The following is a 24291-nucleotide window of genomic DNA, read 5'->3' on the forward strand; positions in this document are numbered from 1 at the left end:
ACTTCATGAATGCCTGAGGGTGCTGTGATTGATTTTACCAAACTGACTGACGAGTTGCATGAGCAGGGTTACAGTCTTGTTGAGAATTTTCTACCCGAGACCACTCACCAGCAACTGCTCTTGCTGGCAAAAAAGATGGCCGAAACGGGTGAATTTAGGCAGGCCCGCATTGGACGCCAACTGGATGCCCTGCACGATCAAAGCATACGGCGGGACAAAATTCGCTGGCTTCACGATACACCCGAGCATGAGGCCATCGAAGCCTATTATAGCGCCATTCACCGGTTAGCCAGCACGCTGAATCAGGCTTTCTACTTGGGCCTGGCTCACTTCGAAACCCATTTTGCGATTTATCAACCCGGGGATTTTTATCGCCGGCACGTGGATCAATTCATCAACACACGCGATAGGCGCCTCTCTTGTGTTTATTATTTAAACAACGACTGGCAAACCACCTGGGGAGGGGAATTGAAGCTTTATAATGCCAAGAATGAACTCCTGCAAACAGTGGTGCCCTCAGGCAACCGTTTCATCTGTTTTGACAGCCAACTCCCCCACGAGGTCTGTGTAACCCATCAACCCCGTTATAGCCTCGCAGGTTGGCTTAAAACACGAAGCACCGTCCCCGCTTAATTTATAAAATCAAAGAAACCTGATATTCTCGTGTGTATCAGAATTCTCTTCTTTGCAAGCGATACCATGCACGCCCTTGAAATAAACGAACTGCGTAAAACGTATGCCAACGGGGTAGAGGCTTTAAAAGGCATTAATCTTACGGTAAAAAAAGGCGACTTTTTTGCCCTGCTTGGTGCGAATGGCGCAGGCAAATCGACCACCATTGGTTTGATTACCACCCTGGTTACCAAGACCTCGGGTAAAATTTCCATCTATGGCCATGATCTGGATGAAAAACCGGATTTAGCTAAAGCCTGCCTTGGCCTGGTGCCGCAGGAATTCAATCTGAACATCTTTGAAGCCTGTGATCAGATCCTTATCAATCAGGCCGGCTTTTACGGCATCGGCCGTAAACAGGCCAGGCAGCAGGCAGACATTCTTTTACAGCAACTGGGGTTGTGGGAAAAACGCCACAGCATTGTCCGGCATCTTTCCGGAGGCATGAAACGGCGGTTGATGATTGCCCGGGCATTGATTCATCAACCCAAGGTTTTGATTCTGGATGAACCTACCGCCGGCGTTGATATTGAAATTCGCCGCAGCATGTGGGATTTCCTGACCCAAACCAATGCCCAGGGAACAACCATTATTTTAACCACCCATTACCTTGAAGAAGCAGAACAACTGTGTAAAAACATTGCCATCATTGATCAGGGTCAGATTATCGAAAACACGTCCATGAGAGCGTTGCTGAAGACGCTTCACCATCAAACCTTTGTATTGAACACCGAATCGCCCATTACCGAGCTGCCCTCTCTTGAGCCTTTCAGTGCGACCCTGATTGATAACCACACCTTCGAATTGCGGGTAGACAATCAGGTGTCACTTAACGACGTATTTTCAGTATTGAGCGAACGGGGTTTGCGTATCCACAGTTTACGTAACAAAACCAATCGCCTGGAAGAACTTTTTCTGGATTTAATTAACCATGACCATTAATCGTCAATTTGTCGCGTTGTATACCCTGGTTCGCCGAGAATTAGTCCGTATGTTCCGCATCGCAAGCCAGGTCTTTTTGCCGCCGGTCATTACCACCGCTCTGTATTTTTTAATTTTCGGAACCTTGATTGGCAATCGGATAGGCCCTGTCGGCGGCGTCCTGTACACCACGTTTATTGCTCCGGGCTTAATCATGATGTCGGTGATTACCAATGCCTACGGCAACGTCTCTACCTCGCTGTTCAGCTCGCGATTCCAGAAAAGCGTGGAAGAGATGCTGGTCAGCCCCATGCATGACAGCCTGTTGCTGCTGGGCTATGTCCTGGGTGGTATTCTCAGAGGGATTATCGTGGCGCTGCTTGTCTACCTCGTTTCCTGTTTTTTTGTCCGGATAGAACTTTACAGTCTCAGCATGACTTGCCTCGTGGTTATCCTGGTGTCCGCTATTTTTTCACTGGCCGGTTTTACCAATGCCATGGTCGCCCGCAATTTCGATGACGTCATGATTATCCCGACCTTCGTTTTAACGCCGCTGACCTACCTGGGCGGTGTTTTTTATTCAACGAGCATGCTGCCTGGCATCTGGCAGACGATTTCTCACTTTAACCCCATTTTTTACATGGTGAATGCCCTGCGTCACGCCATGATTAATCAGGAAGAAATACCCATGACCGAAGCCCTGTTAATCATTCTGTCCATGCTGGCATTCCTGACCGTGCTCAACCTTTACATGCTTAAAAAGGGGACTGGGCTACGGGATTAACCCGAGCGTGAAGAGGATCGGATGCTTGACAGTTTTTCAATTCGTGCATGGGCAATTTTTTCATTGCCTTTTTGTTGCCTTGAAAATCGGATATGCACATCGCACAAGCCATGCTCTCTATTAAAAAACAAACCATTGTAGTTTTCTCTGGCAAAACTCTGACCACGATTTAAAGTAAATTCCAGGGTAATCGCTTTGAACGCCTCAATGATCCTGGTTTTAGCGGCCAGCACCAGACGCTCCTGGCATTCGGGAGTAAACTGTCGGCTATACCAGGATTCAAGCTCAGGCGTATCGAGAAGCAACCAGGCTTCCGGCGTCGGGTGATCCATGATTTTGCAAATGATGCGTTTTTGTAAAAACTGCATTTTGGCAATGATTTTATTCTGACAAAAATTGCGCTGCAGTAAACCATCGCCGGTACCATCATTCGATTTACGTTCGATGATGGTCAGGCAATGTCCGCGAAGCGCAATACCGTCGAATTCCTGTCTGGCTTTTGTTTCCGGATCCATCACCGTAAAGGATTTATACAGACTCAAGGACAGCTTTTGGGTAAAATCCATGATCGTGTGCAACAGCCCTTCCGTGATCTCGTTCTTGTCGATACCGCACAGTCTGGCTATTGCTTCCTTTTGCAGTACTTCGAATTGCGAATTGCCCTCGCTCGACTCATCGTATTCACCGCCCGCTGCCGTAAGCACAGCGGAGGTCAATGTGCTTATCGTCTCTTCTTCATCTGAATCGTAATCCAAAAAAGTATCGACTAAAGCAACACCAGCCTCTGTATCCATATCCGGATAGGTATAAACCAGAGGCCCAACCATTTTAAAATGAGTCAGACTATTCACCCATTCCTGAAGGCCTCTTGCATCGGAGGATAAAGGGTCTAACTCAAGAAAAGCCTGATGATAGTGCTGAAAACGCATTGCTGGAGATGGTAATTCTTTTTCCAACTGCTCGATTTGCAACGCCATTTCGTTCTTTAAACCCTGATTTGCCCTCTGAAGCAGGGCCATCTCACCCGCCAGATGTTTCCGGCAGTAAGCCATCGCTTTATCGAGCAATTTGCCGTATTCTTTTTGCAGATGGCTGCGTATTCCCTCTTTCTCCCGGGTTACCAGTTTCCTGATAGCGGAGTAGTTGTATTCACATTGCAGCAGTCTGTGGTTGACAAAATCAACGAAATGGCGGGAGTAGTGGGCATACTCCCCGGAAAATCCGGTATGATACGCCAACAAGTTAAGCTGATCATCGAGGACTGCCAGCTCCTGGCGAAGAAAGTTTTTCTCTGTCTGCAGGGATTGCATCTGTTCACGTAACAGGTTTTCCGTCACAGCTTCTCCCTCTAATTCCTGCTGATACCCTTTAAGAACCTGAATTTCCTTACCAATTTTACCCAATCGCTCGTTTAAAAATTTTCTGTATTTAAACCGCTCCTTGTCTTGTTCCGATAACGAAGTAATATGCGCCTGCAGTAATTCCAGCGTCGTGTAATAGGCTCTATAAACAGCTGCCTCATCGTCATTGCTTTTTAAAGAAAAATTTTCCAGGTCTTCATTGAGTAGTTTTTTGCGTTTTTCATTAATTTTTTCATACTGTCTTAAGGCCGTTTTAAACGGTTGAAGACTTTCTGCAGGATTCTCCAGGGACTGACCGGTCAAGTGAGCCCAGGCGTTATTGAGGATTTTGATGTCAGCTTTGATTTCTTTGATTTCCCGGACAATTGCACCGAAGTCTTCCTGCATCGTGAGCAGTTCACCCAGCTTGAGGACTCTTTTCTCAAGCTCGGACAAGGCATAACTTACTTTCAAAAAAAGGGCTTTTTTCTCTGAAAAATGTTCTAAAACCAACAGTTCGTTATAAATGCAACTAAAATAGCGGAATACCGCCGGAGAGAGGCGATCACTCCATCGCTGCTGAAGTGTTGACTCTTCATCCAGTTCTTCTTTTACCCACTCAGGCCTTATGCCTGACACGAGGTCATCAAACTGTTCATGTATTCGTGCAGGGCCTTCGCTCTGAAGTTCATCGTTCCAGTCTGTTTCTTCCAATGGCGGCTCTTTAACGACCACAGTGTAACCGGCCTCGATAAACAGGGTTTTTGCTTTGCCAAACGCCTGATCGGCTAAAGAATTTTTCTTGTCATGATCTTTCAGCAAGACCACTGTCGCACCGGGAGGATAATGGGTTTTGACATACCCCAGGACGATCGGCAAGGCATCAACACCCAGCGATGCTAAAATGGCATAATTGTCCTTAATCGCGTCGATAACCGCCACACTGGCCGCCGTTTCAACCCCTTCCGCAACATAGACCACATCCCGAGAAACACCCGGGTTGACAATGGCCGCTTTACCGGGACGCGAGAGGGTGGTGGCGCCAATGTACTTTTTGCAATAAAACTGGCGGGATTTACCCTGCGCTTTCTGGCCATCAGCCCCAACTTGAATGAGTTGTACGCCAATCAGGCGATTATCGAGGTCATGAACAGGGGTAACCACGTAATCGCGATACGGTTTATTCTCATCCAGTTCCTTAATGCCCAGGGGACCACGTAAATGTTTAAATGAAAGGCTTCTGGCCACTGCCGCAGGAATGCGCCGCGTGTCGACTAAGTATTTTTCTGCCGGGGTGTTGGTAATCGGCTGAGACGATTCCCATAACTGCTTTGCCAAGGCCAACTTTTTTTCATCAATGATGAATGCCTGTAATTCAGTAATGGATTTAATACGCATGATGGAGCAAATGATGACCAAATTGGCTTCTAATATCTCATATACAGATTAAGAAAAGCTTAAACCGTCCGCAATTGATCATAACCGGCTCTATTCTCTTCCCTAGGGGATTGACGCTCTTGTTTCGACTGGTATATGGTAAGTAAATGATCTTTAAATTTAACTTTAATCCACTTTGGACTCCGTTTAACGCATCTACACCCCGGGAATTGTTATAGAAAGAATTTTATAAAGCATCAGGAGGTCACCATGGGAATTTTGGACTCCCTCATCAGTGCAGTCGTCAGTCCAGGCAGCGGCCACGCCATCACCGGCGGACTAGGCTTAATACTTGGAACAGGATTTGGCGCCTACCTTCATTCACTGAAAGCCGATTGCGACAAGAAAAATTTAGTCCTTACCTTGGAGCATCTCCCCAAAACCCATGCAGAGACGTTGAATGAAAACTGCAAAGCAATCATCGAGAGCATGCTCCAGGAACTGGATGCCCTCGATAAAGGCTGCGAATTACAACTTCAATTAGGCAGTGCACTGCGTGAACACATCGACACGTTCTGCTATTTACGCCAACGAAACGGCAGTGCATTTTTTCATATTCCCAAACTGCATGAAGGGGTTAAATCGCTGGATCTGAATCCTTCGTCCGCTTATGCCATTGAAAAAACAATTAATGAATATTTTGAAACCTACCTGAATGTTAACCGTCAGGTAATCAATTCAGAAAATCGTGCTGCCGCCGTGGCAGCGGTGCAAATCATGCGCAACACATCCATCATTCTGGTGCAGATGATGAAATCATTGGCGAGTTTACCTGGCTATGAGAATGAATTACGCCTGCTTAAGCTTAAAGACATCATGAAGAATTTCTACACCAACATTCTTCATAACAAACTGCTGACCGGTAATTTCAATAAAAATCTTCACGAATACCTCATCACCACGACGAAACAACGGGAAGTCCTGGCTTTGCGTGTCCAGGGGCATTATGACCAACTGATTGACCAATTGATCCTTGAGCAACGCGACATCAGCATCCAGCAATTGGCTCAGCAATCCTCCATTCAGTTGCATGGTTTGACCAGTACTTTTCTGGAATTGGTTGCCCGTTTATTCGATAGTCAGGCGGGCAAGGAATTTACAGAAATCACCACGTATAAAATGGCGCAGGGAATGTTAAGAGCCGATACCGCTCAAGCCACTGGCGCACTGCCCTTCCCTGATAAAGGGATTTATGCCCTGCTTAAGCCTTTTGCCGTCATCGCAGAGAATTTAAATCAATTAAGTAATCAGGAAGATTTGCTTTCCTTTGTCCAATACCAGGACATTTTCAATGATCCCGCCTTACTCAAAGCCATGGCCAACTGGAACCAGAAGTACCATTACCGCACCTTAAGCGCCGAAGAGCAGGCGCTTCTCGCGGAGGACCTGGCCATGATTTGCAAATTGCTGTTCGTCTGCCAGGCCCTTGAAAAAGACTTTTTTCAATCCGCCGTCAATTACGGCCACCGCGGTTTGCTGGCGCGCGGTGAGTATCAGGCAAAGCGTTTCATTATCTCTTTTTTTTACGAAGCGGCCCTGCAGCGCATTGAACATTTTTTTACACGTCATCCGGCTTTCACGGAGTTGCTGCAACACATTAACGATCCGAAATGGCTCGAAACGCAGGGCATTCCCATGACAGGAAATGGCCAGTCGTTTGTCATCAAAACGGAAGCGGCTTCGGATAAGAGCCTGATAAAACAGAATAAAGTGGTTACTAACTCCGTATTCCGGCGCTGCATTCAGATGTTGAATAGCCTGCGGGTGAGAATGGATTACATCCACAATGCGTTTTTAGACAGGCATTACCTGGATGCGCCTTTGGACATGGAGGCTTCACCTGTTAAGACTCCCGAAAATCGCGTGTACCAGTTTAATGTCGTGCGATTACTGGAGGAGTTCGGCCTGGTGGATAGTCTGGGGATCAATCTGTCCAGCAAAACCCCGCCCAACCCCTCCATGGATAAAAACCTGCTGATCTCCCTGCAATTGACTTATTTTCAAATTCAGCAGGCTGAGAAGCTTTTGCGTGATCTTTCCGGCAAACTGCGCTTGCGGACAATCTATAACCCGACGCGGTTAACCAGCACTTACCAACTGCAATTTGACGATAAACTGGTGGAGATTGATGCGGTACTGTATGACTACCTAAGAAACATTACCAATGCTCATTTTGGCTGGATTGATGTGCCCCAAAATCGTTTGCTTAATTTAGTCACGCAGGAGCAGGAGTTTCATTTTCACGAGGCGAAAGGCAGCAATCTTGCGGCTTACATGACCTTGTATCATCAGTTAAGCCGTCTTTATGATTTAACCAAACAGCAAGTCGCAAGCCAAACCAACGAAGCCATCGAAGCTTTTTTGAGTCGGCTGCATGATGTGCTCGCTAACCGGCAGGTGGTGATTGACCACGTGACGCTTGAATCAGAAAACCTTAAACAATTGGCGGCGAACAATATTCGCTTAAAGTCCGAACACACCCAAAACCAGCAACAAATCGAGGCATTGAGCCAGGATGTCAGGCTTCTGCATGGTCAGTTGCAAACGACGCAGGCAACCATTGCGGAGTTAAAAGAAAAGACCGAGCAGAATCTTGCCCACATCGAAAAAATTGAAACGATTAATGGCAATATCTACAGCTTGTTGCTGGACGAGTTTAAGGACAACATCAATGACCTCAATGAGATTAACAAGGATTTAAATGGCAAGCTGGATGAAATTCAGCAGTTGCTGCGCGGCCATCAATCCAGTCAGATTCAAATGGCCAGCGAAGAAATTTATACCCTGAAACAGAATATGCGAACGCGCATTGACATCATTCTGCAACGGTTTAATCGTTACGAGAAAAGCTTTGAATGCGCCAATGATGAAATCAGGAAAGCATTCAGCCGTCTTAAGAGTAATATTTCCCAGGAAAAATTAATCATCGAAAAGCTGGAATCCCAGCTCAATCTGGCCTTAAGGCAGTTGGAAGAACAGCGGCAGAAAGCGCAGTTTTTTAGCGCAAAGCAAGGGCAAATTAAAGTCATTGTCAGTGATTTTAAAACCTTGTTTGCTCATCTTGAAACCACATTTCAACCGCGGCTCAATTTTTTCAGTTCCTACCGCGGTATAAAAACCAAAAATTTAATGACTTTCATCGAAATTCTCCTTGCCAATCAGCGGCATCTGAAAGCCAATATCGACAGTTACCGCAGCAGGACGGATTTTAACCGGACCATTGATGAACTGCTGAATCAAAGCCAGGTGATTAATTGTTATCATGGGCTTTTCAACCACAGCGTGTCTAAACAAGTCTTTAAGGACATCATCGACCAGTTTCAACGAGGCACGCTGGTGCAGACATTGAAAACACAAGGGATAGCCTACCACGATGCCAATATCAAGCTGAGCTATGATGGGGAACTGGTATATAAAAATGAGCGCATGGCCTGCCCGGTGCAGCCCTAGGCGCGCGGTGTTTTTCGCTTAAATCCCAGCGCTTCCAGCCGTTCATCAATGGCAGGATGGGTAGAGAACGCACTGCTTAACGATTTCACCGGATCAAAGCTTGAAGGATCAAACAGGTATGAAGCCTGACGCACCTGCTCATGAGGGGTATTCCCATACTCCTCGTTGTATTCCTCGGCGTGCTGTTCATGATCCTGACTAATCTTCAGTAAGGCGCGGGCCATGGGTTCGTTATCACGCATTAATTCCACCGCGCCTGAATCAGCCATGTATTCCCTCGTGCGGCTTAAAAAGAGTGTTAACAACACCGTCAGGATGGGCAGAACATAACGCAGGACCACAATGATAAGCACCAGGCGATTGTCTCCCCGGCGATCGCGGCGGTAAATGACGGAATAAAACAGCATGTCAATCACAATCAGCAAAATATTGCTCAATATGGCAACCATTAAGGTTAATTTAATGTCGAGATGGCGGATATGACTTAGTTCATGAGCCATGACCGCCTGCATTTCCGCCCTGTCAAGCTTTTCCATCAGGCCGCGGGTAATCGCCACCATGGCTGATTTTTCACTGTAACCGCTGGCAAAGGCATTCATGTAATTGGCCTCTATAATAAACACCTTGGGCATGTATTGTAATCCGGCCGAGACTTTCATCTCTTCAACGACGTTATACAGTTGCTTTTCCTCAAGATTCGCTGCCGTTTCGGGCGTAATTTCACGGTATTCTGTTCCCATCAACATGATGCGATCATAGAGCGCGTAAGCGGCAAAAAGAGAAATGGCAGCCACCGCCCCCATGGTTATGGTCGCATACGGTACCGCCTTAAGGGTCAGCAGCGCACTTAAGCATTGTTCTAATGAAAGGCCGGGGTACGTGGATTGCAGGATGACGACATCGACTAACAGCCCAACGCCCACGTAAATGGCGATGAACAGGAGAATCACGGTGCGGGTTTTCCGCTGGTTGCGCCTCAACTGTTCGCGCCAGTTACCGGTCGTGGCGTGGTAATCGGACAGGGCCATGGTCTAACTCAGAACTTAACCGTATAGGCTTCGTTCGCTTTAATTTGTTCCTCAGGCAAAGCCCAATACTCAAATTGCTTGTCGAGGGCTGCCGGAAAAAAATTAACCACCATCGCTTCAACAAAGGATTTCTTTTTGGCGTAATAGCGTTCAATGCTGTCATTGTAGGCTTGTTTGGCATAGGACAATTTATTTTCGGTATTGACGATTTCTTCCTGAAGCTGCAATACATTCTGATTGGCTTTCAAATCCGGGTATTGCTCAAAAACCACATTGAGCCCTGATGCAATTTGTGAAATACCATTTTCAGCAGCAATCCTGGCCTGCTCATCGCCAGCCGCTTTAGCCGCCTGCGCCTGGTTACGCAGAGCCACCACGTCTTTCAACGTGGTTTGTTCATAATCCATGTATTTTTTAACTGTTTCGATTAGCGATTCGAAGACTTTGAAACGTCGATCAAGCTGGATATCAATCTGGCGTTTGTTGTTGTTAATGGCTTCAATCATGCCGATTAGCGCGTTATAAATACCAATCACCCAAAAGGCAATAATCACCACAATAACCAGGAGTACGATTAGGAATTTGCCCATCTTTTGCATTCCTTTAATTATTACTGTTCAATAAGTTATAGCTCAAATACCAGAAAAATAAAATGGTTTAACCCATTGTTGCGTGGTCATTGGCGATGTGAAGCGCACCCTTGCGTCCGGCAGACTGGCCTGGGAGGCAGGTTAATCAGGTTATCGACACCTGACAGGCATTCATACCCGACTTTTCTGGGGCGCCGACAGCAAGGGCTTTAAAAAATGACCTGTATAGGATTGGGGAGAGGCGGCAATCATTTCCGGTGTACCCACCGCGATGATTTGACCGCCTTTACTGCCCCCTTCCGGACCTAAATCGATGATCCAGTCGGCGGTTTTAATGACATCGAGATTATGTTCAATGATCACGACGGTATTGCCCTGATCCCTTAATCTGAATAAAACAGCCAATAGCTGTTTGGTATCATGAAAATGCAGCCCGGTGGTCGGCTCATCCAGAATGTACAGGGTATTGCCTGTGTCGCGCTTGGATAATTCCCGCGCGAGCTTAATGCGCTGGGCCTCGCCTCCGGATAAGGTTGTCGCGCTCTGGCCCAGGCGAATATAAGATAATCCAACATCAATCAGTGTCTGGCATTTGCGGGCCAGTACCGGAATGGCATCAAAAAACACCCGGGCATCTTCCACGGTTAAATCAAGAATTTCATGGATGTTTTTGCCTTTGTACTGGATCTCAAGCGTTTCACGGTTGTAACGCTTGCCTTTGCAGACATCGCAGGCGACATAGATGTCCGGCAGAAAATGCATCTCAACCTTGATTAAGCCGTCGCCCTGGCAGGCCTCGCAGCGCCCGCCCCGGACATTAAAACTGAACCGGCCCGGCTGATACCCGCGGGCCCGGGCTTCAGGCGTGCCTGAAAACAACTCGCGGATGGGTGTAAAGAGACCGGTGTAAGTCGCGGGATTGGAGCGCGGCGTGCGGCCGATAGGGCTTTGATCGATATCAATCACCTTGTCACAGTGCTCAAGCCCGGTAAGCGATTCAATCGTGCAGGGTGTCAGCAGGTTTGCGCGGTTTAGGCGATTGGCCGCCAGAGGATAGAGCGTGTCATTAATTAAACTGGATTTGCCGGATCCCGATACGCCGGTGATGCAGGTGATTAATCCTGCCGGAATACTGGCATCCAGGTTTTTTAAGTTATTACAGGTCACGCCTTTCAGGTGGATCATGCGTTTTTTATCCACGCTCACCCGTTTTTCCGGCACTGGAATGGACTCCTTCCCTGCCAGGTATCGCCCTGTCAGGGAGGCTTTATTGGCCATGATCTCCTCTGGCTTGCCGCTCGCCACGATCATGCCGCCATGCACCCCGGCTCCGGGCCCCACATCCAGCACGTAATCAGCCGCCCGGATGGCCTCTTCATCATGCTCCACCACGATAACCGTGTTGCCGAGATTACGAAGATGCAACAGGGTTTTAAGCAGACGGTCATTGTCGCGTTGATGGAGACCGATGGAAGGTTCATCAAGGATGTACATCACGCCAACCAATCCCGAACCAATCTGGCTGGCCAGGCGAATGCGTTGCGCCTCTCCCCCTGACAAGGTTTCGGCACTGCGTGCCAATGAGAGGTAATCAAGCCCGACATTCACGAGAAAGCCTAAGCGCTCCACGATTTCCTTATTGATTTTAGCGGCAATTTCTCCTTTATAGCCGTCCAGTTGCAGGCCTTTAAAAAATTCATAGGCGTTTTCTATCGAATAGGCAGAAATCTCCGGCAGGTTTTTATTATCCACAAACACATGCCGGGCCTCTTCCCGCAATCGCGCCCCCTGACAGGTCTGGCATGGGCGTGAGGAGAGGTACTTGGCCAATTCCTCACGAACCATGGAGGACTCTGACTCATGATAGCGGCGCTGCATGTTGGGAATGATGCCCTCAAACGCATGCCGTCTTGACAAAAAATCGCCATGCGGACGCTGGTAGCGAAACTCAATGACCTCGCTGCCGCTACCGTAAAGAATAATTTGCCGTATTTTTTCCGGCAAATCGAGAAACGGGGTTTCCACATCAAACTGATAATGCTGTGCCAGGGATTCCAGCATGGGAAAATAATAGGTGGTTTTCCTGTCCCAACCGCGAATGGCGCCATCGGCCAGGCTCAACGTGTCATCATGAACCACGCGCTCAGGGTCAAAATACTGATCCACGCCGAGGCCGTCGCAATCGGGACAGGCTCCCATAGGATTATTAAATGAAAACAGCCGCGGCTCGAGCTCGCTTAAACTGTAACCGCACTCAGGACAGGCAAATTTGGAAGAGAACACCATCTCAGTAAAATCGTTGTCCAGCGACGCAACAATGGCGATGCCTTCCGCCAGATTAAGTGCATTTTCGAACGATTCGCTTAACCGTTGCGCAATATCGGCGCGCACTTTAAAGCGATCGACCACAACCTCAATGCTGTGTTTTTGCCGCAGCGCCAGTTTCGGCGGATCGTCAAGCTCACACAATTCCCCGTCAATGCGGGCACGAACATAACCCTGGGCCTGCAATTGCTGAAGCAACTGCAGATGTTCCCCTTTCCGTTCGCGAACCACCGGCGCTAAAATCATGGCTTTGTTGTCTGCCGGCATGGACAAGACCTGATCCACCATCTGGCTGACGGTTTGAGCATGCAGGCTGATGTGATGCGTGGGGCAACGGGGCTCCCCTACCCGGGCAAATAAAAGACGCAGGTAATCATAAATCTCAGTAATAGTCCCCACGGTGGAACGGGGATTATGCGATGTGGCTTTCTGTTCGATGGATATGGCAGGCGACAGGCCTTCGATGGCATCCACATCCGGTTTTTCCATCATGGATAAAAATTGGCGGGCATAAGCCGACAGCGATTCCACGTAACGGCGTTGCCCTTCGGCATACAGGGTGTCAAAGGCCAGCGAGGATTTGCCGGAGCCCGATAACCCGGTAATGACGGTGAGCTTGTCGCGCGGAATGGTCACGTCAATGTTTTTCAGGTTATGGGTTCTCGCGCCGCGAATGATAATGGAATGCATGGAAGTGCCGGATTAATTGAAAAAAATACAGAATTATATCTCTGCTATAATTCCTAAACCAATGTTTATTTTTGCCAATAGTAGTTAATTATTAGCCAAAGTTGCTGTAATTGTTACAAGGAAGCCATCGTGAAGAGTAGCCTATTGCGCAATTTTTTTCTACTATTCCTTCTTTCCCTGCCCGGTTTTTCTTCGGCTAATGCCCAGGATGATGAGGTTGCCGCCTGGGCACAGACCACCCTGTTGAACACATTAACCCTGGATTACGACAGCTACGAAGAGGACATTGCCGCCAACCGCATCAACTACACCCAAAATGCCCGGGAGGCGCTGCGCGGCTTTCTTGGCAATTACCTTTCCGTCATTGAAGAAAACCAGCTCTCCCTGCACCCGCAGGCTTTGGGTAACGCACAAATTATCAACGAAGGTTATTTTTCCGGCATTCATTTCTGGCGGATTAATCAAGCCATTGCCATACCCGAATTAAGCATCCAGATTGCCTTTTCCATTGTGGTGGTTAAAGTGAATGGCGACCCGCCCTACCTGGTGCAAAGCGTCAGCATGATTAAGCAGCCTTATCCTTAACGGCGATGGTGTTGGAACCTGGCTAAAAAATGTTATACTGGCAAAATAGCCCTTGCCCTTCGAATTCCCTATGCGCGCACTCATCCATTTAATTGCAAGCACCCTACTGCTGTTGTCCGTGAATTTCGCTCATGCGGAAACGAACCTGAAAGAGATTGAGCAAACATTAAGCGACTCCGTCATAACTGCCAAAATTACCGCGAAATTCACCAAAAACCGTGATCTCAATCCGCTGAAAATCTCGGTAAGCACCCGCGATGGCGTTGTGACCTTAAACGACCACGTGAACGATCGGGAAGCCTTCGTTAACGCCCTGCGCCTTACCAAAAACACCAAAGGCGTAAAGTCTGTTGAAATTGAAAATTTAATCATTCAGCCGGTCAACACCTCGTTTACCGATGCCTACATCACCGCCAAAGTGGAAGCGGCCATACTGAAGGCAAAGGTGTTCGATGACGAAACCATTCCCTTGGTGGGGATTAACGCCACAACAAGCAATGGCGCCGTGACCCTTTCCGGCCGCGTTAAAACCAATAAATCAATCATCGCCATTGTGAAACGGGTGAACGCGGTCAAAGGGGTAAAAAAGATTATTTCCAATCTGGAAGTCAACAGGGAAAGCTAAAACAGAGTGTAGGACACAGGCATGAAACCAATAACCCGCTTCCGTATGTTTCTTTGGCAATTCAGCCATTTCAAGGTGCCGTTAATCGGTTATTTAAAGCCCAGGCTGTTATCCATCGATGATGCGCAGGTGGTGGTCAAACTTCCATTAACCCGACGCAGCAAAAACCACTTGAATTCCATGTATTTTGGCGCCCTGTCCGTCGGGGCTGACCTGGCTGGCGGCCTGCATGGTTTTTATTATGCTGAAAAAAGCAAGGTTAAAATCTCTTTGGTTTTTAAATCCTTTCAGGCGCAATTCATCAAGCGGCCAGAAGCAGATGTTTATTTTGTCTGCAACCAGGGCGAGGTGGTCAGGCAGATGATTGATGAATCGCGGCAGAGCGGTGAGCGAATTAATAAGCCGCTTCCCATTGAAACCTTTGTCCATTATGACAGGGAACCGGAGGAGGTTGCACGGTTTATCCTTGAACTGTCGCTTAAAGTGGTTGGTTGAGCCTATCTCATGGCTGGTAAAAAATTACTCCTGGGGTGCCTTTTGGCTACTGGAGTAACACTTATCTATGGACTTGTCTTTGCCATGCAGTTTAACAAATGCATACGCCTTGATATCTCCGCCTTTTATTCAACCTCCCAGGCCCTGTCCCAGGGGCTTGACCCCTATCAGAATTTTATTCCGAATTATTTACCCCTCGCCAAAAAGCTGCCGGCCAACCTTAACCCGCCCATTTTTTTACTCCTCTTCAGACCCTTTTCCCAACTCCCTTATGAGTATGCAGTCCCTGCCTGGTCATTGTTTATTTTTGCCTTGGGCATTGCGGGTGCCTGGCTTACGTTCACGCTGGCCTTTCCCAAGCCCTTTGTCAAAAGGCACGGGCTGCTGTTGCTGGCTGTTTACCTGTTATTGTTCAGCACGCTCATGGATACCGCCATTGTTCAGATGGGTTCTGTGATTTTTTTCATGGTAATGGCGGGCTATTTCGCCTATACCGGCGGTCATGATCGTCTTGCCGGTTGTTTGTGGGGATGCATTACCGCCATCAAGCTCTTCCCGGGTTTATTGCTTGTTTTTGCATTCAGGCAACGACGGTACGCCGTCTGTCTGGCCATGGCCTTCAGTTTCATCGTTCTCTGGCTCATTCCCCTGTTTACCCACGGCGCCATTCTTTATGAGCAATATTTCACGATGATGAAGCGGGTATTATGGTATGGCGACAGTTGGAATGCGTCCATCCATGGTTACCTGTACCGGTTATTGATTGACAATGCTCACCCTGAACCCTGGCTTCTAGCCCTTACAAAGAGCCTCTGCCTGTTGTTTTTTGCCCTGATTTTTTACTGGTACTGCAAAGTCATCAAACCCGGGAATCATTCAGCGAACCCGCACTATGCGTTTTGTTTAACCCTGCTGCTCATGCTGCTGTTAAGTCCTTTTGGCTGGCTGTATTATTTTTCCCTGCTGCTTTTTCCCTTAGCCTTAAGCTGGCAGACACTGGTCACCTGCAGGGACATCCCGCCGCATCTGACTGCCCTCTGGTTTTTGGGCTTTTTTTTAGTGAACGTGCCACTGGATTATGTGATGTTTACCAAAATGCCGGATTTAGCAAGCCGAATGACGTGGTACTCGCTTTTTTTCTACGGCCTGGTATTACTGATTTATGTGGTGTGGCGTCTTCTAGGTCGAACCTACCCCAAGACAGGACAGAGTCTGCATAAGATCCGCGAGCTGGTCGTGCCGCTTTTTCTAATCCTTGCTCTGGGTGCGGTCATCCCTGTGGTTTTTTATGGTGTAAGTCTGCTTAAGACCCCTTAGCTAGCCTGGGTTACTGAAATAAAAACTGTTCTTACCCTCGCTTTTAACCTTGTACAACGCCGCATCGGCCTTCTGCAATAAGGCCTCCGCTGTTTTAGCGGCAAAAGGATACACGGCAATGCCAATACTCACTGACACATTCACTTCGATACCGTCAATAACCAGGGGGTGAGGAATGGATTCAATCAATCGCTTCGCCAGCAACGAGAGCGCGGAATAGGAGCTGAAATCGGTCACAATCAGCAAAAACTCATCCCCGGCCAAGCGTGCTAAATAATCGTGGCCGCGAATCGATTGTTTAAAGCATTGACTGACCTCCACCAGCAATTGATCGCCCAGGTGATGGCCGTAGGTGTCGTTGACTTCTTTAAAATCATCAAGATCAAGAAACATGAGGCCAACCTCGCTTTTGTTGCGCGTGGCGCGGCTGATGGCCAACTCGAGCATGTCCATGCAGGCCCGGCGATTGGGCAATTTGGTCAGTTCATCATGCAGGGCTAAATGCTGAAGCTGGGAATAAGCCATTTTGCGCTCGACCGCCAGACTCATCTGTGAGGCCAGCAGGTCAATCATGTCCAAATCTTCAATGGGAGCAGCATGGCTTTCGTCACTTAAAAATTCAAATACCGCATAAATCTCATCCGCCACGATAAGGGGAAAAGCCAATGCCCCGCTGAATTTAAAATGAGAGCAGTGCGCCTGTTCCAGTGAAAAGGGATCGGCGCTGGTGGCGGACAGCCAGATCGCTTTTCGTCCCTGATAGACCTGACCCACAATGCCTTCTTTTTTACTGAGTTTAAGACTTTTCAGTGAGGCGCTGCAGGCTTCTTCTCCTGTCACTGTCTGGTGCCAGACCGACTCGACATGCAGGCTGTCATCATTGACGTAATACACCATGCCTACCGCAAACCGGATGGCCTGGCTGATTGTCGCAGCACAGAATTTAAAGGCATCCTGGATGGTGTCGGTCACCAGAATCGTGCGGGTCGTCTTGTAAATGAGATCGAGCTCAAGGTTTTTAAGTGACAACTTTTCCTGGGTAAATTTCAATGGCGTAATGTCAATGTGGGTACCGACCACACGGCGTATTCGGCCATCAGGATCGACGATGCCCTGTCCGCGGCAGAGAATCCACACCGCTTTGCCGTTACGATGGCGATATCGGACTTCCTGATGAAGGGGGTATTTGCCTTTGGACACGATGTGTTTTTTGAGATTGCTCTCAAGCAATTTAAAGTCGTCAGGGAATGCGTTGTCGCGGAAAAAATCCAGGGTCGGAGTATAATGATCCCGCTCATAGCCTAAGGAACGCAACAATTTACTGGATAAGATACACTCTTTGGTTTCAAGATTAATATCCCACCAGCCATCCGTGGTTTCATCAAGGATAAGATCATAAATGGCCTTGTTTTCCTGAAACAGATTTTCACTGTATTTTTTGGACGCCAGCTCTTCCTGCAGGGCTTTGATATTGGAAATATCGCGAAAACTGAACAGATAACCGATGGTCTGATTATCCGTACCCATAAATGGACTGACTTTAAGCATCATCCGGCTGGTGGAATCAAATTGATTGACCAAATCCAGTTCAAGGTTATTAATCACTCCCGTGGCGGCAATCCGATTCATGATGTTTTTTTCAAGCATGGTGTTTTTGATATTCAACACTTCAAAAACGGATTGGCCTAACAGATTTTTTTTACGGATAACACCCATCGTGCGCATAAAGGTCTGATTGCATTCCATCACCCGGCAGGTGCAATCCACAAACAGGTAGAGATCAGGCGAGTTATCATAAATACGTTGATACCTGGACTCCACTTCCAGCAGACGACGGCTCTTGTCCGTAATGGAGGTTTTTAACTGGGTGTTGTCCATGGCCACTTTATTACGCAGTAAATTAACCAAAGCCAGCAAGGCGGTGATGACTAACCCGAGCAAAATGGTAATAATCGGCAGCCAGGGTCTGTTTTCTGCCACGTACCCGGGCGAAGGCCAGAGTTTAAAAACCAGTGGCTCTGTCAAAAAATCCAACTGCAGCAGGTCGGTATGGGCCCAACGATGAATAAAGGCCGGGCTTCCCTCATTGATTTGAATGAAGAGAGCAAGAGGGCCATAATGGACCTCCACGCCGGTTAGGTTGGAATCAGCCCGTTTTACTGCCCCCGACACAATGCGCTGCAGATTATAAAACATCCATCCCGGGGGACCTTTAGTGTGGTCAAAACATAAATAGGGAACACCGCCGCCCGCTGCATGCTCAACGACCGTGACAGTCATGCCCTGTGTTTTTAATCCTTTCTGACAAAGGCCGATTAAATGCAGTAAATCCGGTTTTGACAGGTCATCCATTGGCCCGTGCTGAAACATGGCTTCCTTACCCCAGGCAATGGCTGCGAGTGTAGGCATGTCTTTCAAATAATTCCCCGCATCCTCGCTGATGGCCTCATTGTTGAACACATGATGGTCCAAACGGGAAAAAAAACGTCGGGTAGCCCAAAAGCTGTCATGCAGGCTGACTTCAATTTCCTTGGCAATCAGCCGCGTATCGGCTGCAATTTTCCGCCGCAATTGTTCTGCCGCATCGTCTAAAAAATTCTGCCAGAGTAAAATAAAAAACAGGAACCCGGTCACCAGAATGGCCATGGTCTGCACCATGCCATGCCTTGAATAAAATTTAAAGTGACGGTAATAGAAGAGGATGGACAGTGACAGGCTGAGCAGCATAAAACAAAAAGCAGACTGGGCTCCCATACCGGGGTAACCCGCCCAGTTGTAAATGATTTGGATATCCAGCACATAACCAAACAGCGCGGCCAGACTAAGGCACAACACCAGGGTGACCAGCACCAGTTGCAGGAGTTTGGTCCATGGTTTTTTAAATAAACAGTACAGAAGAATCGCCGCATTCAGCAAGACAATGCAAAAGGCGGTATTAGGTCCCATGCGGATAGGATACCCCTTGTCAATGGCGGTTTGGGGGATGACAAGCCAATAATCAAGCCCCAGATCCCAACCGCTTGCGTACTCTAACAGGGTAAAAATACCGATAAGGCCCGACAAAAGACTTAAAAGCATTGCCAGACGCTTTTTAAGCGCAAGTGCAAAAACAGCAGAAGACGTCAGGGTAATGCAAAGTGCGGTATTGAAGCGCATCACCAGAGAGCCTGCGCCAAGCGCAGCAAATTGCGGCGCACGCGTTATCCAGCCAACCATGATCACAACCGCGATCAAATAGGCCGCCGCTGCCAGCGCGTAGCAGAAATAATATCGCTTTGACCTTAATCCATTCGCCGCCAAAACAGCATCCTTAAAGGAAATGATATCCGTCCGCTTCCAGGTAAGTATAGCCGCACAGGAAGCACTTCAGGCCCTCTTCATACCTAGCAATAACAGTGCCAGCTATTCTTTTATTCTCATCACAGCATTTGACAATTAGGGGCCTGAAGTCTAACGTTTTAATAACCAAGCCACTGTTTTTCAATAATTTAAACAATGATTGATCTCTGTATCAACACACAACCTGATGATGAGAGCTGCGGCCCCACCAGTCTGCAGGCTATTTATCGCTATTATGGACTGGATATCCCCCTTGACCAGGTTATTAAGGACGTGGAGCGTTCGCATTCCGGCGGAACGCTTGCGCCCATGCTGGGTAAGCATGCGCTCCTGCATGGGTTTGACACCATCATTTATATAAACAACCTCAATATTTTTGATCCCACCTGGTTTGAACAGGGTGAAGCAAAGAGCACGCTTCTGCTGCAGAAACTAAATACCCAGATGCGTTATAAACGCACGGCGGGAGTCCTGCAGGCCAGCAAGGCCTACATGGAATACGTGTCATTGGGCGGCATTCTGCGTTTTCGCACACTGAGCGTTCAGCTTCTGAAGGATTATTTCAAACAGGGCATCCCCATTTTGACTGGCTTAAGCGCCACTTATTTATACCGCAGCGCCAGAGAACGCTATACTAGTAAAGGCGAAGCTTATTACGATGATATTCGCGGAACGCCATGCGGGCATTTCGTTGTGCTCTGTGGTTACGATGCTAAAAAAAGGCTTATCGTGGTTGCCGATCCGCATCGTGAAAACCCGCTCTCACATGACAATTATTACAAAGTGAGCAGTCATCGCTTGATTAACGCCATCATGCTTGGTGTACTGACCTATGATGCCAATTTACTTATCATTCAACCAAAGAGCACCCAATGCAAACTATAATCGTTACGGATGATCCTGACAGTTGGGCGTTTTTAAGCCCCTTAGCCGCCATCGTTCACGCGTCGGAATACCTGTCCAGCGAAAATTTTCTGCAAAATAATTCCCTGCGCGTCATTAACCTCTGCCAATCCTATCAGCATCAAACCATTGGCTATTATGTTTCTCTTCTGGCGCATGCGCGGGATCACAAGGCCATTCCTTCAGTGCACAGCATTCAGGATGTCATGAACACCAGTTTGTCAAAGCTGATTTCTCAGGAAGTGGATGAAGAAATACAGCACAGCCTGCAGGATATCAAAGGCACCGAATTTGTCTTCAGTCTGTATTTCGGTCAGAACATGGCCAAATGCCATGCCGATCTGGCCAGAAAACTGCATGGTTTATTCCCTTTGCCGCTTATCCGCTTCACATTGGAAAAGCGCAAGCAATGGCGGATTAAAAACCTGCAGCCCCTGTCGTTAAGCGGGGTTCCGGCACACCATTGCGATTTCATGCGCCAGGCAGCAGAAAGCTACCTGTCAAAAAAACGGTTCCATCAGTGGCGTAAAAAACAACGTTATCATGATTTGGCTATTTTAGTTGATCCCACCGAACCCAATGCCCCATCCAACAAAAAAGCATTGGATTTCTTTGCCAATACCGGCGAGGACATGGGACTCAACGTTGATTTCATCGAGAAAAGCGACAGCAAATCCATTGCCGAATACGATGCGCTGTTCATTCGCGCCACCACCTCCGTCAATCACTACACTTACCGTATGGCACGCCGGGCTGCGCAGGAAAATATCGTGGTCATCGATGATCCGCAATCCATTATTAAATGCAGTAATAAAGTCTACCTTGCCGAATTAATGCGAAGCCATCAGATCCTGACACCGGAGACTACCTTCATCAGCAAATACGACAAGGAATTGCCGCCGATTGAATTCCCCTGTGTATTAAAACGTCCGGACAGTGCCTTCTCTCACGGGGTCATCAAACTCGATGACTCCAAATCTTTGCAAAAGTCGCTGAATCAATTTTTCAAAAGCTCGGATCTAGTCCTGATTCAACGGTTTATCCCCACAGAATTCGACTGGCGTATCGGCGTGCTGGATAACAAACCCATTTTTGCCTGCCGTTATTTCATGGCCAGGGATCACTGGCAAATCTATAACTGGGATGCCCTCAGTGATAAATCGCAAGGCAATATCGATGTTCAGGGTAACTTTGCCATCCAGGGCAATCATGAAACGGTTCCCATTACCGATGTCCCGGACGGAGTCATCAAAACAGCCCTGAAAACCACCCGGCTTATTGGCGATGGGTTGTATGGAGTTGACATTAAAAGTCAGGGTGACAAACATTATGTGATTGAAGTCAATGACAACCCCAACATTGATTTTGGTATTGAAGACCAGATTCTCGGTGAAAACCTCTATCAACAAATCATGACCGTCTTTTTACAACGCATTCGCAGGAAGCATGGCTATGGGTAATTACTCGCTTTTTTCAGTCATCGGGATTGAAATTGAATACATGCTGGTTGATAAGGCCACATTAAACGTACGTCCGCAAAGCGATACCATCCTTCAAGCCTTAAGCCGCGGTGAACTCACCAATGAAGTGGCCCTGGAGAACATTGCCGTCAGCAATGAACTGGTGATGCATGTGCTTGAATTTAAAAACAATGGCCCGGCGCCCGTCTCACCGGACATTGTCACGCATTTTAAGGACGCGATTCAACGCTTGCAGCCGCTTCTTGAGGAACAGCAACTCATGCTGCTGCCTACGGGTGCGCACCCCTGGATGAATCCTGCACTGGAAACCCAACGCTGGCCGCATGGCAATCGCGAAATCTATCAGCAGTATGATCAGATTTTTAATTGCCATGGCCATGGCTGGGCTAATCTGCAAAGCATGCATGTCAATCTGCCTTTTGCCAATGACGATGAGTTCAACCTGCTGCATAACAGCATCCGCCTGCTATTGCCTCTGCTGCCGTCCGTCGCCGCAAGCACCCCTTTTCTGGATGGCAAGCTCACGGGCATGCAGGACAGCCGCCTTTATTTTTACGATAAAAACCAGCAAAGAATACCCGAAATTACCGGACTTGTGGTGCCTGAATTTGTCCAATCCGAAGCAGAGTACCACCGTGACATTCTGACACCGATGTATGAGGCGATACGGCCTTATGATCCCAAAGGCATTCTCCAGCACGAATGGCTGAACTCGCGCGGTGCGATTGCCAAATTTGAGTATGGCGCCATTGAAATCCGCCTTATTGATTCCCAGGAATGCGTGCAGGCGGATTATGCGATTGCCAGTGCCATTGTGGCTATCCTGAAACACTGGGTGAACCATTCCCATTATTTTCTGGATAATCCCTGTGACACGGCAATTCTGGCGGCACTTTACCAGCAAAGCCTGCATGATGGCCTGGATACGCCCATCGAAAGCCGCGAGTTGAGCAGGCAATGGCAATTATCGCGAGGGGTTAAAACCTGCCGCGATGTCTGGGCGGTATTGATTGAGCAGGTCAGCGCCGATCTGGATTACCCATGCCAGACGGCGTTGGAAACGATACTAAGTCAGGGGAATCTCAGCCAGCGGATGGTACGCGCCTGCGGTAATGACATCAGCCATCACACCTTAAAGCGCTTATACCGTCAACTGGGAGATTGTTTATTAACTAACCAACAACTGCACGCACTATGAAACCAATCGCCGTGGTTTTAAGTTGTGAACATGCCGTTAACCATGTCCCTGAGGAGTACAGGCCGCATTTCATGGCGCATGAGCATTTGCTCAACTCGCACCGGGGCATTGATTTTGGCGCCGAAGCCATCGCCAGCTACCTGCGCGACGCGCTGGCCTGCGAGCTCGTCTCAGCCAAAGCCACACGCTTGTTAATCGATTGTAACCGCAGCCTGCACCATCGCCATTGCTTTTCTGAAATCACCTACCCTTTGCCAATCAATGAAAAGGAATTGATACGGCAACGATATTACCTGCCTTTTCGGCAGGATGTTGAAGCGCGGATTCATAGCCATCTGCAAGCGGGTAAACAGGTGTGGCATTTGTCGGTCCACAGCTTTACACCCATTCTTAATGAAATAACCCGCAATACTGAAATTGGATTATTGTATGATCCCAAACGTCTGCTTGAAAGAAATCTGGCAAGGCATTGGCAACAACAGATTAAATACCTCGACAAAGGTCTGCGGGTCCGCCTGAATTACCCTTACCGCGGTGTCAGCGATGGTTTTGCCGCGTCCCTGCGTAAAAAATACCCGGCTTCCGATTACCTCGGTCTTGAGATTGAAAGCAATCAGGCCCTGGTGCATGAAAACCACGCCATTGCCCATCTGGCCTGCGTGTTATCAACCAGCCTCCGAATCATGCTCGACAATTGGCAATCCATCAGCCATCAAACACTCCCGCAAACTATTCAGGGCGATTGAGTTGTTTTAAGTGGCAACGAACAGGGCCATTATCCACTTGCAGGGCATTACCGCCTGCATCCGTCATGAATTGCCCGTCATAACCTGACTGATTGGCCGTCTTCTGAGCTGAAATAAAAAGACGGGGACGGCTGCTGTCCTCGCTGTCAACCGCCATGAGCAGCAGGTTATTATCCCGCAGGCTGTAGAGACTGACCTTGACCGGGTAGACGAAATCAATCGAAGGCATCTCTCCCGCCTTCTCAGGTAAGGCAAAAATCACGCGCTCACTGACACCCTGAAGCACACACTCCATGGTCTTTGTGCCCGCAAAAACTGGAAAACCTAAGAACACCATAAGAACAGCCAATCCTTTTTTCATCGCC

At 48.1% G+C, this 24291-nt stretch carries 18 protein-coding genes; 12 read left to right on the forward strand and 6 right to left on the reverse strand.

The genetic code is table 11. The annotated features are described in order from the left end of the window. The first annotated feature begins 9 nt into the window (after positions 1-9). From Lrub_RS12350 to Lrub_RS12360, 3 genes are all read left to right on the forward strand, one after another. Entirely contained in the window at positions 10-633 is a 624-nt protein-coding gene (locus Lrub_RS12350) for a 2OG-Fe(II) oxygenase (protein ID WP_058532415.1), read from the forward strand. Between the two features lie 66 nt (positions 634-699). Next, the gene (locus Lrub_RS12355) at positions 700-1614 is read left to right on the forward strand and encodes an ABC transporter ATP-binding protein (RefSeq protein WP_058532416.1); all 915 of its coding nucleotides are present in this window, start codon (positions 700-702) and stop codon (positions 1612-1614) included. Further along, on the forward strand, positions 1604-2377 hold the full coding sequence (locus Lrub_RS12360; protein ID WP_058532417.1) for an ABC transporter permease: 774 nt from the start codon (positions 1604-1606) through the stop codon (positions 2375-2377). The genes Lrub_RS12355 and Lrub_RS12360 overlap by 11 nt, the downstream gene beginning before the upstream one ends. Here Lrub_RS12360 and Lrub_RS12365 read toward each other — a convergent pair. After that, positions 2374-5115: a toprim domain-containing protein gene (locus Lrub_RS12365; protein WP_133134158.1), complete on the reverse strand. Its 2742-nt coding sequence runs from the start codon at positions 5113-5115 to the stop codon at positions 2374-2376. The two genes, Lrub_RS12360 and Lrub_RS12365, sit on opposite strands and share 4 nt — an antisense overlap. A 249-nt stretch (positions 5116-5364) precedes the next feature. Between Lrub_RS12365 and Lrub_RS12370 the strand changes: the two genes are divergently transcribed. Beyond that, on the forward strand, positions 5365-8604 hold the full coding sequence (locus Lrub_RS12370; RefSeq protein ID WP_058532419.1) for a hypothetical protein: 3240 nt from the start codon (positions 5365-5367) through the stop codon (positions 8602-8604). Here Lrub_RS12370 and htpX read toward each other — a convergent pair. From htpX to uvrA, 3 genes are all read right to left on the reverse strand, one after another. Continuing rightward, positions 8601-9632, reverse strand: coding sequence for a zinc metalloprotease HtpX (htpX, locus tag Lrub_RS12375; RefSeq protein WP_058532420.1), 1032 nt, complete (start codon positions 9630-9632; stop codon positions 8601-8603). The genes Lrub_RS12370 and htpX overlap by 4 nt on opposite strands. Before the next feature lie 8 nt (positions 9633-9640). Next, positions 9641-10222: a LemA family protein gene (locus Lrub_RS12380; RefSeq protein ID WP_058532421.1), complete on the reverse strand. Its 582-nt coding sequence runs from the start codon at positions 10220-10222 to the stop codon at positions 9641-9643. Positions 10223-10393: 171 nt separating this feature from the next. Beyond that, positions 10394-13237 carry an excinuclease ABC subunit UvrA gene (uvrA, locus tag Lrub_RS12385; protein WP_058532422.1) on the reverse strand — a complete coding sequence of 948 codons (2844 nt, stop codon included), beginning with the start codon at positions 13235-13237 and terminating at the stop codon, positions 10394-10396. A 129-nt stretch (positions 13238-13366) separates the two neighbouring features. On the opposite strand from uvrA, the gene Lrub_RS12390 reads away from it, so the two are divergent. The 4 genes from Lrub_RS12390 to Lrub_RS12405 all read left to right on the forward strand — a co-directional run bounded on the left by Lrub_RS12390 (position 13367) and on the right by Lrub_RS12405 (position 16259). Further along, positions 13367-13822 (forward strand): DotI/IcmL/TraM family protein, encoded by a 456-nt coding sequence (locus tag Lrub_RS12390; RefSeq protein ID WP_162263144.1) that lies wholly within the window; start codon positions 13367-13369, stop codon positions 13820-13822. A gap of 70 nt (positions 13823-13892) precedes the next feature. Further along, positions 13893-14447, forward strand: coding sequence for a BON domain-containing protein (locus Lrub_RS12395; RefSeq protein ID WP_058532424.1), 555 nt, complete (start codon positions 13893-13895; stop codon positions 14445-14447). 21 nt (positions 14448-14468) lie between these two features. Further along, the gene (locus Lrub_RS12400; RefSeq protein WP_058532425.1) at positions 14469-14942 is read left to right on the forward strand and encodes a PaaI family thioesterase; all 474 of its coding nucleotides are present in this window, start codon (positions 14469-14471) and stop codon (positions 14940-14942) included. A gap of 9 nt (positions 14943-14951) precedes the next feature. Continuing rightward, a complete protein-coding gene (locus Lrub_RS12405) occupies positions 14952-16259 on the forward strand; it encodes a glycosyltransferase family 87 protein (protein WP_082651513.1) in 1308 nt (435 codons plus the stop codon). Here the strand turns inward: Lrub_RS12405 and Lrub_RS12410 are convergent, their stop codons facing one another. Further along, positions 16260-19559, reverse strand: coding sequence for a sensor domain-containing protein (locus Lrub_RS12410; RefSeq protein ID WP_058532427.1), 3300 nt, complete (start codon positions 19557-19559; stop codon positions 16260-16262). A 195-nt stretch (positions 19560-19754) separates the two neighbouring features. Between Lrub_RS12410 and Lrub_RS12415 the strand changes: the two genes are divergently transcribed. Genes Lrub_RS12415 through Lrub_RS12430 form a run of 4 tightly spaced genes read left to right on the forward strand, consistent with a single transcriptional unit; the run spans position 19755 to position 23926 of the window. Continuing rightward, a complete protein-coding gene (locus tag Lrub_RS12415) occupies positions 19755-20483 on the forward strand; it encodes a C39 family peptidase (RefSeq protein WP_058532428.1) in 729 nt (242 codons plus the stop codon). After that, on the forward strand, positions 20471-21961 hold the full coding sequence (locus tag Lrub_RS12420; RefSeq protein ID WP_058532429.1) for a RimK family protein: 1491 nt from the start codon (positions 20471-20473) through the stop codon (positions 21959-21961). Before Lrub_RS12415 ends, Lrub_RS12420 begins: the two co-directional genes overlap by 13 nt. After that, complete coding sequence (locus Lrub_RS12425; protein ID WP_058532430.1) at positions 21954-23180, forward strand: carboxylate-amine ligase; 1227 nt, start codon at positions 21954-21956, stop codon at positions 23178-23180. Before Lrub_RS12420 ends, Lrub_RS12425 begins: the two co-directional genes overlap by 8 nt. Further along, complete coding sequence (locus Lrub_RS12430; RefSeq protein WP_058532431.1) at positions 23177-23926, forward strand: N-formylglutamate amidohydrolase; 750 nt, start codon at positions 23177-23179, stop codon at positions 23924-23926. Before Lrub_RS12425 ends, Lrub_RS12430 begins: the two co-directional genes overlap by 4 nt. Here Lrub_RS12430 and Lrub_RS12435 read toward each other — a convergent pair. Continuing rightward, positions 23910-24287 carry a hypothetical protein gene (locus tag Lrub_RS12435; RefSeq protein WP_058532432.1) on the reverse strand — a complete coding sequence of 126 codons (378 nt, stop codon included), beginning with the start codon at positions 24285-24287 and terminating at the stop codon, positions 23910-23912. The genes Lrub_RS12430 and Lrub_RS12435 overlap by 17 nt on opposite strands. Between the last annotated feature and the right edge of the window lie 4 nt (positions 24288-24291).

The organism is Legionella rubrilucens, from assembly GCF_001468125.1.
GTDB lineage: Bacteria > Pseudomonadota > Gammaproteobacteria > Legionellales > Legionellaceae > Legionella_C > Legionella_C rubrilucens.

Coding starts and splice junctions, on each gene's coding strand:
- Lrub_RS12380 (WP_058532421.1), bottom strand. CDS start 10,222: ATGGGCAAATTCCTAATCGTACTCCTGGTTATTGTGGTGATTATTGCC.
- Lrub_RS12395 (WP_058532424.1), top strand. CDS start 13,893: ATGCGCGCACTCATCCATTTAATTGCAAGCACCCTACTGCTGTTGTCC.
- Lrub_RS12355 (WP_058532416.1), top strand. CDS start 700: ATGCACGCCCTTGAAATAAACGAACTGCGTAAAACGTATGCCAACGGG.
- Lrub_RS12405 (WP_082651513.1), top strand. CDS start 14,952: ATGGCTGGTAAAAAATTACTCCTGGGGTGCCTTTTGGCTACTGGAGTA.
- Lrub_RS12360 (WP_058532417.1), top strand. CDS start 1,604: ATGACCATTAATCGTCAATTTGTCGCGTTGTATACCCTGGTTCGCCGA.
- Lrub_RS12400 (WP_058532425.1), top strand. CDS start 14,469: ATGAAACCAATAACCCGCTTCCGTATGTTTCTTTGGCAATTCAGCCAT.
- htpX (WP_058532420.1), bottom strand. CDS start 9,632: ATGGCCCTGTCCGATTACCACGCCACGACCGGTAACTGGCGCGAACAG.
- Lrub_RS12365 (WP_133134158.1), bottom strand. CDS start 5,115: ATGCGTATTAAATCCATTACTGAATTACAGGCATTCATCATTGATGAA.
- Lrub_RS12350 (WP_058532415.1), top strand. CDS start 10: ATGCCTGAGGGTGCTGTGATTGATTTTACCAAACTGACTGACGAGTTG.
- Lrub_RS12420 (WP_058532429.1), top strand. CDS start 20,471: ATGCAAACTATAATCGTTACGGATGATCCTGACAGTTGGGCGTTTTTA.
- Lrub_RS12430 (WP_058532431.1), top strand. CDS start 23,177: ATGAAACCAATCGCCGTGGTTTTAAGTTGTGAACATGCCGTTAACCAT.
- uvrA (WP_058532422.1), bottom strand. CDS start 13,237: ATGCATTCCATTATCATTCGCGGCGCGAGAACCCATAACCTGAAAAAC.
- Lrub_RS12435 (WP_058532432.1), bottom strand. CDS start 24,287: ATGAAAAAAGGATTGGCTGTTCTTATGGTGTTCTTAGGTTTTCCAGTT.
- Lrub_RS12425 (WP_058532430.1), top strand. CDS start 21,954: ATGGGTAATTACTCGCTTTTTTCAGTCATCGGGATTGAAATTGAATAC.
- Lrub_RS12370 (WP_058532419.1), top strand. CDS start 5,365: ATGGGAATTTTGGACTCCCTCATCAGTGCAGTCGTCAGTCCAGGCAGC.
- Lrub_RS12415 (WP_058532428.1), top strand. CDS start 19,755: ATGATTGATCTCTGTATCAACACACAACCTGATGATGAGAGCTGCGGC.